Below are 13,040 nucleotides of genomic sequence, written 5' to 3' on the forward strand. Positions count from 1 at the left end.
GTGGCGGCGTTGCAGATGTCCGCAGACTAGCCGTAAACGAAGAGGTATTGAAGGGAGTGCTACAAATGGCTACAAAAAGACTACAAATTGACTGGCGCTGCAAACACCGCTTCTGTGGCGAGGGGATTTATCCCCGCTGGGGTGCGAAGCGCCCCCAAAGCCAGTCACCTCGGTGAATCAGAAAGAACAACTTTTTCCTTTTCAGGACTGCTTCGCAGCCCAGCGGGGATAAATCCCCTCGCCACAATTTTGTATTTACCCCCCAAAAACAAACGCCCCGAACCAGTCGGGGCGTTTATTCGAGGATGCGGCCTCGGGGTAAAGCGGTTTAGCGGATACCGTCCTGGCGCAGCGCGTTCGGCGTGAAGTCCGCGGTGGTGGCTGTGAAGCCGAAGTCGTAGGCCGATTTCTCTTCGTTTTTCATGCCCAGGGCCAGGTAGCGACCGGACTGCAAATCGTAGAGGGTTTCCAGGGCGTACCACGGCACTTGCTTGTCGTAGTAGTTCTCGGCATGGGCCTCGGCAACGCGCCACAGTTGGCCACGACCGTCGTAATGGTCGATCACCGCCGCCTGCCAGGTGTCTTCGTCGATGAAGAAGTCACGCTTGGCGTAGATGTGGCGTTGGCCTTCCTTCAAGGTCGCGGTGACATGCCAGACACGACGCAGCTCGTAGCGGGTCAGGTCCTGGTTGATGTGGCCGGCCTTGAGGATGTCGGCGTACTTGAGTTGTGGCGAGTCGATCTTGTAGCTGTTGGCGGCGATGTATAGCTCTTTCTTGCCTTCCAGCTTCCAGTCGTAGCGATCCGGCGCACCGTTGTACATGTCCAGGTTGTCGGAGGTACGCAGGCCATCGGCGGCGGTACCCGGCCCGTCATAGGAAACCTGTGGCGCACGACGCACCCGACGCTGGCCGGCGTTGTAGACCCACGCCGAACGCGGCTCCTTCACCTGGTCGAGGGTTTCGTGCACCAGCAGCACACCACCGGCCAGACGCGCCGGCGCGGTCACTTGCTGCTTGAAGTAGAACAGGATGTTGCCGGGGTTGGCCGGATCGAAATCCTTCATCTTGTCGCGGAACACGAACTGGTCGCGGAAGTACACCAGGCTGTAGGAACCGTTGGGTTGCGGCGTGGCCTGGGTCACCAGGCGCGTCACGCTGCCGCCACGATAGCGGGTGATGTGGTTCCAGATCACCTCGACGCCGCTCTGGGGGATCGGGAACGGCACGGCCGTCTCGAAGTTTTCCAGACCATTGCCGCCGGACACCAGCTTGGTGTTGACCGCGTTCTTCTTGATGGAGGCGAACACCTCATCCGGTACGGTGGCGCCACGATGGGTCGGGTAGACCGGCATCTTGAAGGTTTCCGGGTAGCGCTTGAACATCGCGTACTGGCCCGGCGCGAGCTTGTCCTTGTACTGCTCGACGTTCTGCGCGGTGATGGTGAACAGCGGTTTCTCGCTGGCATACGGGTCGGCGAGGAATCCCTTGCTGTCCACGCTACCGGCGTTCTTCGCCATGGGCTTCCAGGCAGAGATCGAACCGTCGGCATTACCGGCCATTTCGGCGCCCATCGGCGTCAGGCTCTTGCCCAGTTTGTCGGCCTCGCCCGCAGGCACCGCCGCCATGACGCTGGCGGCCAGCAGGGATAACCCCAGGGCACCGGCCTGCAACAGACTCTTGGTTATTTTCATAGTGTGTCGTCCTGAATACGGTGCTTAGAAGGTCACGCCGACGCTGAGCGCCAGGAAGTCGCGGTCGTCCACGGTGGTGTACTTGCCGTCGAAGAAGTTGGTGTATGCCAGGCTCGCGTTGTAGGTGTTCTGATATTCGGCATCGATGCCCAGGCTCACAGCTTTACGTCCCTCTTCGAAGTTGCCGCCTGGACCAGGCGAGTAACCACTGACGTCATGAGACCAGGCGACGTTGGGCTTGAGGTTCACCCCAGCGAAAACATCGTTGTAATCCCAGATAGCCCGGGCGCGGTAGCCCCAGGAATTGGCGGTAGTGAAACCGTCGTTTTCGCAATAACGACTAACGTTGTTCTGCGCGCCGCCTGCCAGGGTGGAAGTGTTCAATGTCGCACACTGCCCATTTGGCAGCGGACCGGGACCATAACTCGGATCGCGGCCGTAACGCGCCTTCGATGTGCTCTCCAGACCGCCGACATGAGTAAAGCCAACCTCGCCTACCAAGGTTAGCCGTTCAGCCCCCATGACCTGGTCAAAGAAGTGGGTCAACGTGGTCTGCAGTTGGGTTACTTCTTTGCGGCGATACCCTTGTTGATCCTGCCCAGGCTGCCCTTGAAGTACAGAAACATTGGGATTCAGTGGCGTCAGGCCGGAAAAGAGAATGTCAGTGGTGTTGAGTTGAACCGGTGCATTTGGCCGGTAGCTGACTTCACCACTCCACGCGGTACCTGTAGGTAATGTAGTGGAGAAGCTCAGGCCATACAGACGGATATCTTCAGGGTACTCAACGTAGTAGCTGGAATTACCCGCCACCACCATGGGCAGCAAGGTCGGAGCCAGACCAACCGCGACACCAGGCGGAATACCAGCACCGATCAGCGAACCCACCAATGTCGCCGGGTTATAAGCGCTCGCCGGCGCTCCATGACCACTAAAAATCGGAGCACGGCTATGGTAGTTCATGAAGTAAGCGCCAAACTCGGTGTCCAGCGGATCGAACATGTACTTGAATGACACGCCAAATTGGCCGCTGTCACGGGCATCACGGTCAGGGCCACGGCGCACCAGCGCACCTTCCTCATTGATGTTCACACCCAACGCATTCAACGTCGGCATAACTGACGCAGGAATCGCAGAAGCACTCCTCAGCACCCGCAGATTATCCGTACATCCATCCGCAATCACATCCGGCTGAGAAAAGAACGTCCCGCAGTTATCGACAACGGTCTGGTCCCACTCCAACTGATAGAACGCCTCGGCCGACAGGTTATCGGTCAGGCTCTGGGACACATAGAACATGTTGACCGGGATCAGGCCTTCCTTGATCTCGGCACCGGGGCGACGGAATGCGGACACATCGACCGGGTTGATGGAGTTGATGCCGCCCTGGATGAAGGTACTTTCACCCCAACTGACGACCTGCTTGCCCAAACGAACGGAGCCCGGCTGATCGGCAATGGCGTAGTTGTGATAAACGAAGGCGTCGAGAATCTGCCCGCCGGAAGACTTGGCGCCTTCCTTGCGATTGCTGTCGCTGATGTCCTTGAACAGACGGTTCTCGTCCTTGAGTTCGAAGTCGTACCAATACTTGCCCCGCACAAACACACCGGTATCGCCGTACTTCAATTCCAGGTCATGAATACCCTTGAAGATCTTCGAGAAGGTTTCCCCGCGCTTGAAGTTCAGGTGGCCGTCATCGGAGGTCTGGGACAGGCCCCTGCCACCGTTGTTGACACCGATCAGGTCCTTGTTGGCATTGGCCGTGGACCAGCTAGCCCCCACCGACAGGGACGAATCGAACTGGCCTTCGATTTCACCGATGTTGAAACTGACGCCGAACGCAGGCCCGGCGAGTGACGAGGCGAGACTGACCGCCAGAGGCAGTTTTGCCCGGCGCCAGAACGTGTTTGCAGAGGTCATCGACGCTACTCCATGTTCTTTATTGTTATGGCAGGGGGTATCTTCAAAGAACGTTTTCGACGGCCAACGGCAGGGTTGCGGCACTCATTCAAAGTCGCATCGCCCGTTCGTGCAGGTGCCCCATTCTTGAAAATCCTTGAGCGGACTATAGCCAGCAGGTAGTACGGCTTGATCCCTCTAAAGTGTGATTTGCAGCCCCCGACCATTCTGGAACAGTCCTTTGCCAGGCCGACGGATATCGGCACGGCAAGGATGGCTGAAATTTGCGGTTTGACAAGGCAAGCGCTTGCTTGGTGGGGCTGCCGTGCCCTTTCGGGCACGGCAGGAAGACCTTAAAGCGTGGACAGGAAAGCGCTGTTGTTGCTCTGCCATTCGACGATATCGAGGCGGATGCGCTTCTTGTCGAGCTTGCCGACGCTGGTCTTGGGAATTTCCGTAACAAGGGCGATCTGGCTCGGGATCGCCCACTTGCTCAGGTGCCCCAGCTCGACAAATGGCTTGAGGTGCTCCTTGAGCTCGCGGGCCCCGATCTGATGCCCTTCGTGAATCACCAGCAAGGCAAACGGGCGCTCGCCCCACTGCGGATCGGGAATGCCCACCACTGCTACTTCGCGTACCGCCACGTGACGGCTGATGAGGTCTTCCAGGTCCAGGGACGAAACCCATTCGCCACCGGTCTTGATTACGTCCTTGATACGGTCGCGGATGTCGATGAAGCCCATGCTGTCCAGCGTGGCGACGTCGCCGGTATGCAGCCAGCCGCCGGCCCAGAGCTCGGCGCCCTTCTGCGGTTCGTTGAAATAGCCTTCGGTGAGCCACGGCGCGCGCAGCACCAGTTCGCCCTGGGTCTCGCCATCCGCCGGCAGGAATCGGCCTTCGGCGTCGACGATCGCCGCCTCCACCAGAGGGCCCGGTACACCAGCCTTGATCCGGTAGCTGATGCGTTCGTCTTCGCTGCCAGCCATCAATTCCTCGTTGAGGTGGGCGCAGGACACCAGCGGACCGGTTTCCGACATGCCGTAGGCGGCGGTGAGCTGGACTCCCTTGGCCTTGGCGGTTTCGTACAGGCTGCGATTCAGGGCGCTACCGCCGATGACGATTTTCCAGCCACCGAAATCGGTACCCTGGGCACTCTTGGCGTTGAGAAGCATCTGCAGGATGGTGGGCACGCAATGGGAAAAGGTGACTTTCTCCTTGCGCCACAACTGGACCAGGAACTCGGGGTCGTAGCGGCCCGGATAGACCTGTTTGAGGCCGAGCATGGTCGCCACGTACGGCAGGCCCCAGGCATGGACATGGAACATCGGCGTGATCGGCATGTACACGTCGTTGGTGCCCAGCAGCCGCACGCTGTCGATGGCGCCCATGACGGTCGCCTCGCCCAGGGAGTGCAGCACCAGTTGCCGGTGGGTGAAGTAAACGCCCTTGGGATTGCCCGTGGTGCCGGTAGTGTAGAAGGTCGTGGCGACGGAGTTTTCGTCGAAATCCTGGAAGTCGTAGACGGGGCTGGCGGCCGCCAGCAACTGCTCGTACTCGCCCACCAGGTTGGGCAGGTCAGCGGTTTTTTCCGGCAGGTCGGTCAGCAGCAGGGTTTTCTCCACCGTGGTCAGGTGCCCGGCTATCGCCTGGTACAACCCGGCGAACTCGCTGTTGACCAGCACGAAGCGGTCCTCGGCGTGGTTCATGGTGTAGAGGATCTGCTCCGGTGACAGGCGTACATTGATGGTGTGGATCACCGCACCGATCATCGGAATCGCGAACATGCATTCCAGGTAGCGATGGCTGTCCCAGTCCATCACCGCCACGGTATCACCCGCCTTGACCCCGGCCTCGGTCAACACGTTGGCCAACCGCGCCACCCGTTCGATCAGCGTCGGATAGCTGTAGCGCAACTGGTCACGGTAGACGATCTCGCGGGTTTTCTCGTAACGCACACCGGACATCAGCAGCCGCTTGATCAGCAGTGGATATTGATAAGCGCCTTCGGCGGGAGGAATAACGCGAGTCTGCAACATAAGAATCCTTTTCTGACTGCATGGTCGTGACTGGAAGTAAGCACTCTAGAGCGCTTATACACGGTTCAAATCAGCCAAAGGAATGATTTGATCGCCCAGCGAATGCTAGCCCGGAGCCATCAACCCACCCTTCTCAGATACGTTGAATCTTGATTCCTGCCAGGACTGTCCCCGTCAACGCCCAGGCTGCAGAAGGTCAAGGAGATCGCGATTTCTGCAGTGGCGGCAAAAAAGAGAGGCGGAGCCAGTCAGTGCATCTCGGTAAACGCCAACTTCACACCAATAGCAACCAGAACCGCGCCCATGGTCCGATCGAACCAGTGGCCCATGCGGGCAAAACCGGCGCGTACCCGTTGCTGGCTGAACAGCATGGCTACCAGGCAGAACCAGGCAGCCGTCGCGAGCGCCAGGTACACACCGTAGCCGGCCTGGATCGCCAGCGGCGTATGAGGATTGATCACCACGGTGAACAGCGACAGGAAGAACAGCGTCGCCTTGGGGTTCAGGCCGTTGGTGACGAAGCCCGAAGTGAATGCGCCGCGGGCGGTCCGCTCGCCAGCCTCCTTGTGCAGATTGTCCTCGCTCGGCTTGGCCGGTTGCGCCCGCAGCGCCTTGAAGCCGATGTACAGCAGGTACGCGGCGGCGGCCCATTTCAGCGCGTTGAACAGCACGATGGACTGCGACACGATCAGGCCGATACCCAACAGCGAATACCCGACGTGCAGGAAAATCGCCGTGCCGACGCCCAGCGCCGTCCAGGTCCCGGCGCGGCGGCCATGGGTCACGCTTTCACGCACCACCACGGCAAAATCCGGCCCGGGGCTGGCAACCGCCAGCAGGTGGATCAGGGCGACGGTGAGGAATTCGGTGAGGTACATGGAGGCTCCTGGACGCAATTTCGAAACAGACATCGACTTCTGTGGCGAGGAGATTTATCCCCGCTGGGCTTCGTAGGAGCTGTCGAGCGAAGCGAGGCTGCGATCTTTTCACTGACGCTTGAATCTCAAGCGAAAGATCAAAAGATCGCAGCCTCGCTTCGCTCGACAGCTCCTACAGCAGGTGTAGCCCAGGGTGGGCCACAGCCACAATTCATCTGATAGGCTCGCCACCTTACGCCTTCGGTTCCAGACAGAAAAGGTACAGCTGATGACAAATACCGGCCGCGCAGTTTTCCTCGACCACCCGTCCCTGGATCTTGGCGACCTGGACCTGGAGCCGCTGCGCCACTGCTTCAGCGCGCTGCAACTGTTTGCCCGCACCACGTCGGAGCAGGTGATCGAACGACTCAAGGGCGCCACCGTGGCGATCACCAACAAAGTCGTGATCGATGCAGCTGCCATGGCCGCCAGCCCCGAATTGAAGCTGATCCTGATCAGCGCCACCGGCACCAACAATGTCGACCTTGCGGCCGCTCGCCATCACGGCATTACGGTGTGCAACTGCCAGGGCTACGGTACGCCATCGGTCGCCCAGCACACGATCATGCTGTTGCTGAACCTGGCGACGCGGCTGGCCGATTATCAGAAGGCAGTGGGCGAAGGGCGTTGGCAGCAGGCGTCGCAGTTCTGCCTGCTGGACTACCCCATTGTCGAACTGCAAGGCAAAACCCTGGGCCTGCTGGGTCATGGTGAACTGGGCAGCGCCGTCGGGCGGCTGGCGGAAGCCTTTGGCATGCGCGTGCTGTTGGGACAGATTCCCGGACGCCCTGCTCGTCCGGAGCGCTTGCCGCTGGAGCAACTGTTGTCACAAGTCGACGCCCTGACCCTGCACTGCCCACTCAATGAACATACCCGCCACTTCATCGGCGCCCGGGAACTGGCGATGCTCAAGCCCGGCGCTTTCGTAGTCAACACCGCTCGTGGCGGCCTGATCGACGAGCAAGCCCTGGCCGATTACCTGCGCAGCGGTCATCTGGGCGGCGCGGCCACCGATGTGCTGAGCGTGGAGCCACCGAGCCAGGGCAATCCGCTGCTGGCCAACGACATTCCCCGCCTGATCGTCACGCCCCACAACGCCTGGGGCAGCCGCGAGGCGCGACAACGGATCGTCGGCCAACTGACGGAAAATGCCCAGGGCTTTTTCAGCGGTACAGCGCGACGGGTCGTCAGTTGATAAACTGCCGCACTTTTTTTCAAGGAGCAGACCATGGATCCGCGCAGTGAAGTACTGCTTCGTCAGGCCGAGCTATTCCAGGGTTCGGTCCTGCTGGCCGGCCTGCCCGCCGACGACCTGCTCGGCCGCCTGCCCGACGCCCATGGCTGGTGCTGGCACGCGGGCGATCAGGCCGCACTGGACGCCCGCTTCCCCGAGCGCAGCCACTTTGGCGTAGACGTCCCCTCGCGAGGGTTCGACAGCGCGGTGGTATTCCTGCCCAAGGCCAAGGACCTGACGGACTACATCCTCAATGCCGTGGCCTCGCGGCTGGCCGGTCGCGAGGTGTATCTGGTGGGGGAAAAGCGCAGCGGCATCGAAGGCGCTTCCAAGCAGCTCAACCCGTTCGGCAAACCGCGCAAGCTCGACAGCGCCCGGCATTGCCAGCTGTGGCAGGTCACCGTCGCCAGCGCTCCGCAGGCCAAGCCCTTGGAAAGCCTGGCCCAGACCTACGAGTTGCCCCTGGAGGAAGGTCCGTTGAAGGTCATCAGCCTGCCGGGGGTGTTCAGCCACGGTCGCCTGGATCGCGGCAGCGCGCTGCTGCTCGAACACTTGGACAAACTGCCCAGCGGTCATCTGCTGGACTTCGGTTGTGGTGCCGGTGTGCTCGGGGCAGCGGTCAAGCGTCGCTACCCGCACAACACTGTCACATTGCTGGACGTGGATGCTTTCGCCGCCGCCAGCAGCCGTCTGACCCTGGCTGCCAATGGGCTCGAAGCCGAGGTGTTGACCGGTGACGGTATCGATGCGGCGCCGATGGGCCTGAACGCGATCCTGAGCAATCCACCGTTCCATGTCGGCGTTCACACCGATTACTACGCGACGGAAAACCTGCTGCGAAAAGCCGCCAAACATCTGAAAAACGGTGGCGAACTGCGCTTGGTCGCGAACAGCTTCCTCAAGTACCAGCCGCTGATCGAAGAGCATCTGGGCATGTGCACCATCAAGGCCGAAGGCCAGGGTTTTCGCATCTACCGGGCCAAGCGCGGTTGAAAGCTTTTTAAGACGCAGCACTTGCCCAATCGGATTTGCCTAGGCAGAATCCGCTCCGTCCTAGGGGAGTAGTCTCCCGCGAGCGCCCAGCTCGCCCGGCATACGTCAACATACTTGGTCAGCAGACCATGGCGTATGCGGCCCAAGCGTCCGGAACCGGTCGCAGGGTTTGACAAGACCTATGACACGCACACCTTACCCGGGGCGGGAAGGCTGTACGTGTCATAGCCGTGTCGACCCGCCCCTCTAGGAATCACCTGATGCTGGACTCTTTCCTCGTACCCACCACCATCGTTGCGCTGGCCGAAATCGGCGACAAGACGCAATTGCTCGCGCTTGTGCTTGCGGCTCGCTTTCGCAAGCCCTGGCCGATCATCGCCGGCATTGTCGCCGCGACCCTGGCCAACCATGCGGCAGCCGGAGCCGTGGGGGCCTGGGTGGGCAGTATTTTCTCGGATGCGGTGTTGCACTGGATCCTGGCAGCAAGCTTCGCCGCCACGGCGCTGTGGACCCTGGTGCCGGACAAACTGGACGACGAAGAAGCCAGCACCGCCCGCAGGTTCGGCCCTTTCCTGACCACGCTGATCGCGTTCTTCCTGGCGGAAATCGGCGACAAGACCCAGATCGCCACCGTGATGCTTGCCGCGCAGTACCCGGAGCTGTGGCTGGTGATCATCGGCACCACCGTGGGCATGCTGATTGCCAACGTGCCGGTGGTACTGGCCGGCAATTTCGCCGCCGATAAACTGCCCCTTACCCTGATCCGCCGCCTGGCCGCCTCGGCATTTTTCGTCCTGGCGATTGTGGCGGTGTACAAGGCGATGCAGAGCAGTGGATGGGTTTAAACCGTGTGATCGTTCATCGCGAGCAGGCTCGCTCCCACATTGGGCGCCAGTGCTCACAAAAAATGTGGTCACTGCAAATCCCCTGTGGGAGCGAGCCTGCTCGCGATGAGGTCAGTAGCCTCACCTCGGAGAACGGTTACTTCCTGGCCTGCTGGTAAAGCGGCATCACCTTCGGAATCGCCGCCTGCAACGAAGCGATCCGGCTGCTGGACGCAGGGTGAGTGCTCATGAACTCCGGTGGTGCGCCTTCCGAAGCCTTGCTCATCTTGTTCCACAAGGTAATGGCGGCATTCGGGTTGTAGCCGGCGCGGGCGGCCAGTTCGAGGCCGATCAGGTCGGCTTCGTTCTCGTTGGCACGGCTGTTGGGCAAGGTCATGCCGTAGTTGGCCACGGTATCGGCCAGGGCCAGGCTGTCCTGACCCAGGCCGAACAACGCACCGGCGCCTTGCTTGGCCATCTCGATGCCGTAGGCCTTGGACATCGCTTCCCGCCCGTGCTCGCGCAGGGCGTGGGCGATTTCATGGCCCATGACCGCAGCGATTTCATCGTCGGTCAGCTTCAGCGAGTCGATCAACCCGGTGTAGAAAATGATCTTGCCGCCAGGACCGCAGTTGGCGTTGAGCTCGTCGCTCTTGATCAGGTTCACTTCCCACTTCCATTGCGCCGAGTCCGGGCGGAACACCGGGGCCTGGGCAATCAATCGGTCGGCAATGGCCTGGACGCGCCTGGCTTCGCTGCTGGTCTTGTCCAACACGCCCTGGGTGCTCGCCTCGCCCACCGTCTTCTGGTAGGACTGGGCGTACATCTGGTTGACCTCATCGGTCGACAGCATGCTGAACATGTACTGCTTGCGTTCCACGCCCACGGCACCGCCACTGGTGGTATTCACCGACTGGCAACCGGCAAGTAGCAAGCTCGTGCCGAGTACACTCACCATCAACGTCTTGTGCATATAAAAGCTCCCTGGAAACGTGGTCGTATCCTATGCGGTGATTGGTATCGGCGCCAGATATACAACGAGGGATTACAGCTATTTCGGACAGATCCCACCCCACGCCATTAGCGACACTCACGATTCAAAAACAGTCACCCGACGAACAGCGCCTCATGCCGGGCCCTCTCAACGCCGATACAAACTCCAGACGTCATTTCCGCGTCCGGAGCCTTTATGAAATTCAAGTCGATCCAGTTTTCCGTGGCCGCCCTGGCCGGTGCCATCGTGCTCAGCGTGGTCGCTGCCCTGGTGCTGTACGCGTTGTTCGCCGGGGCCCGTACCCAGGACATGGTGCAACAACGGACCAAGGCGCAGTTCGAACAACTCATCGAACAGCGCCTCAGCGCCCTGGCCCGTACCCAGGCCAGCCTGATCCAACGGGAACTGGAAGCGCCGCTGCAGCTCGCCAAGGGGCTGGCCACCACCAACGCGCTGATGGGCATGAAAGGCACGGACGGCAACCCATCCTTGAAGATTGCTCGCGAGCAGATGATCAGCCTGCTGCGCGAAACCGTGGTGCGCAATCCAAAAGTCCTGGGCGCCTACATCGCCTGGGAACCCAACGCCATCGACCACGACGACGCCAACTACGTGAACAGCCCCGTGGTGGGAATGGAAACCAATGGGCGTTTCCTGCCGTGGTGGTTCCGCAACCAGGACGGCACCCTGGGCCTGGAAAAACTCGCCGACGTGACCGACCAGAAGTTGCTGTCCACCGGCATCCGCGCCAGTGAGTACTACCTGTGCTCCCAGGACAGCCGCAAAGCCTGCGTGATCGACCCGGCGCCCTACCGCGTCGGCGACACCATGACCATGCTCGCCTCGTTCATCGAGCCGATCCTCGTCGATGGCAAGTTCCAGGGCATCGTCGGGGCCGACCTATCGGTGAACTTCATTCAGGACATGCTCGTCGCCGCCGACGGCAAGCTGTACGACGGCGCCGGGGAAATGACCTTGCTGTCCAATAACAACCGACTGGTGGCCTATACGAAAGATCCGGCCAAACTGGGAGAAAAGGCCAGTGATGTACTCGATGCCAATGACCTGAACAACCTCGGCAAACTCGGTATCGGCGAAGTCCGTTACGACATCGATGAGGCACAAGGACATATCGAGGTCTACCTGCCGTTCGGCATCGGCCAGACCGATGCCCGCTGGACGCTGATGCTGCAATTGCCGCTGAGCGCGGTGATGGCCGACCTGCAAGCGTTGCAGAAAGACCTGAACGACCGGCGCCAGTCCGACATTTTCGGCATGGCGATGGTGGGCCTGGTGATTGCCGGCATCGGTCTGCTGGTGATCTGGCTGGTGGGCCACGGCATTGCCCGGCCGCTCAAACAAATGGTGGCGATGCTCGATGACATTGCCCAGGGTGAAGGTGACCTGACCCGTCGCCTGGTGAGCGACCGCGCCGACGAACTGGGCGCGATTGCCAGGGGCTTCAACACGTTCCTGAGCAAGCTGCAGGGGATGATCACCCAGGTGGTGACCTCGGTGCAGAGCGTCAGCGACTCATCGGAGCACACCGCCGATATCGCGATCCGCACCAACCAGGGCGTGCACAAGCAAATGTCGGAGATCGATCAGGTCGCCACTGCCGTGCAAGAAATGACCGCTACGGCCCAGGACGTGGCCCGCAACGCGACCCAGGCCGCCCAGGCGGCCAGTCACGCCGACCAGGCCGCCAGCCAGGGCATGCGGATCGTGCGGGATACTTCGACAGCCATCGGCGTCCTGGCCGTGGAGATCGGCAAGGCGGTGGGCGTGGTGCAGACCCTGGCCAAGGACAGCGAGAACATCAACGCGATTCTCACGGCCATCCGCGGCATCGCCGAACAGACCAACCTGCTGGCCCTCAACGCGGCCATCGAAGCCGCCCGGGCCGGTGAACAGGGCCGTGGTTTCGCGGTGGTGGCCGATGAAGTGCGCAACCTGGCGCAAAAGACGCAGCAGGCCACGGAAGAAATCCAGTCGATGATCCAACAGCTGCAACAAGGCACCCGGGATGTGGTGCGGGTGATGGAGGACAGCCAGCACCGCACCGATGAAAGCGTGCAGCACGCGGCGAAAGCGGCCCAGGCCTTGGAAACCATTACCCAGGCCGTGTCGGTGATCAATGACATGAACACCCAGATCGCCAGCGCCGCCGAGGAACAAAGCGCCGTGGCCGATGACATCAACCGCAACGTCATCAACATCGGGCAAGTGGCGAACGAAGTGGCGGGCGGCGCGGATGAGTCCAGCGCGGCCAGTGCCGGCCTGACCAAACTGGCGGAGCAGCAGCGGCGGTTGATCAATCAGTTCAGGGTTTGATCCAAAACCGCTATCGCGAGCAGGCTCGCTTCCACAGGGTCATTGCGGTGGACACACCTTTTGTGAACACCCGCAGCCCCTTGTGGGAGCGAGCCTGCTCGCGATGGCGGCAGTAAAAG

At 60.9% G+C, this 13,040-nt stretch carries 9 protein-coding genes, 1 pseudogene and 1 riboswitch; of the genes and pseudogenes, 5 read left to right on the plus strand and 5 right to left on the minus strand.

What is annotated here, in order from left to right; all coding sequences use genetic code 11:
- Positions 1-328: 328 nt before the first annotated feature.
- The 4 genes from LOY67_RS22860 to LOY67_RS22875 form a co-directional block, all read right to left on the minus strand.
- Entirely contained in the window at positions 329-1,693 is a 1,365-nt protein-coding gene (locus LOY67_RS22860) for a DUF1329 domain-containing protein (RefSeq protein WP_265064555.1), read from the minus strand.
- 24 nt (positions 1,694-1,717) lie between these two features.
- Complete coding sequence (locus LOY67_RS22865; RefSeq protein WP_265064556.1) at positions 1,718-3,610, minus strand: DUF1302 domain-containing protein; 1,893 nt, start codon at positions 3,608-3,610, stop codon at positions 1,718-1,720.
- A gap of 332 nt (positions 3,611-3,942) precedes the next feature.
- Entirely contained in the window at positions 3,943-5,625 is a 1,683-nt protein-coding gene (locus LOY67_RS22870; RefSeq protein WP_265064557.1) for a fatty acid--CoA ligase, read from the minus strand.
- A 248-nt stretch (positions 5,626-5,873) separates the two neighbouring features.
- Entirely contained in the window at positions 5,874-6,503 is a 630-nt protein-coding gene (locus LOY67_RS22875) for a LysE family translocator (protein WP_265064558.1), read from the minus strand.
- Between the two features lie 268 nt (positions 6,504-6,771).
- Between LOY67_RS22875 and LOY67_RS22880 the strand changes: the two genes are divergently transcribed.
- The 3 genes from LOY67_RS22880 (at position 6,772) to LOY67_RS22890 (ending at position 9,614) form a co-directional block, all read left to right on the plus strand.
- Positions 6,772-7,737, plus strand: coding sequence for a 2-hydroxyacid dehydrogenase (locus LOY67_RS22880; protein WP_265064559.1), 966 nt, complete (start codon positions 6,772-6,774; stop codon positions 7,735-7,737).
- 33 nt (positions 7,738-7,770) lie between these two features.
- Entirely contained in the window at positions 7,771-8,769 is a 999-nt protein-coding gene (locus tag LOY67_RS22885; protein ID WP_265064560.1) for a class I SAM-dependent methyltransferase, read from the plus strand.
- A gap of 51 nt (positions 8,770-8,820) precedes the next feature.
- Positions 8,821-8,939: riboswitch (yybP-ykoY riboswitch) on the plus strand.
- 90 nt (positions 8,940-9,029) lie between these two features.
- Positions 9,030-9,614 carry a TMEM165/GDT1 family protein gene (locus LOY67_RS22890; RefSeq protein ID WP_265064561.1) on the plus strand — a complete coding sequence of 195 codons (585 nt, stop codon included), beginning with the start codon at positions 9,030-9,032 and terminating at the stop codon, positions 9,612-9,614.
- Between the two features lie 136 nt (positions 9,615-9,750).
- On the opposite strand, the gene LOY67_RS22895 is transcribed toward LOY67_RS22890, so the two are convergent.
- Positions 9,751-10,566, minus strand: a complete 816-nt coding sequence (locus tag LOY67_RS22895; protein WP_144927627.1) for a M48 family metallopeptidase — start codon at positions 10,564-10,566, stop codon at positions 9,751-9,753.
- Between the two features lie 1,302 nt (positions 10,567-11,868).
- Here LOY67_RS22895 and LOY67_RS28675 point away from each other — a divergent pair.
- Together LOY67_RS28675 and LOY67_RS28680 are read left to right on the plus strand one after the other, a co-directional pair.
- A pseudogene (locus tag LOY67_RS28675) lies at positions 11,869-12,063 on the plus strand (HAMP domain-containing protein); the annotation flags it as partial.
- Between the two features lie 114 nt (positions 12,064-12,177).
- Positions 12,178-12,921, plus strand: a complete 744-nt coding sequence (locus LOY67_RS28680; protein WP_413776227.1) for a methyl-accepting chemotaxis protein — start codon at positions 12,178-12,180, stop codon at positions 12,919-12,921.
- Positions 12,922-13,040: the final 119 nt, after the last annotated feature.

It is taken from the genome of Pseudomonas sp. B21-056, assembly GCF_026016325.1.
In the GTDB taxonomy this organism is placed as follows: Bacteria; Pseudomonadota; Gammaproteobacteria; order Pseudomonadales; family Pseudomonadaceae; genus Aquipseudomonas.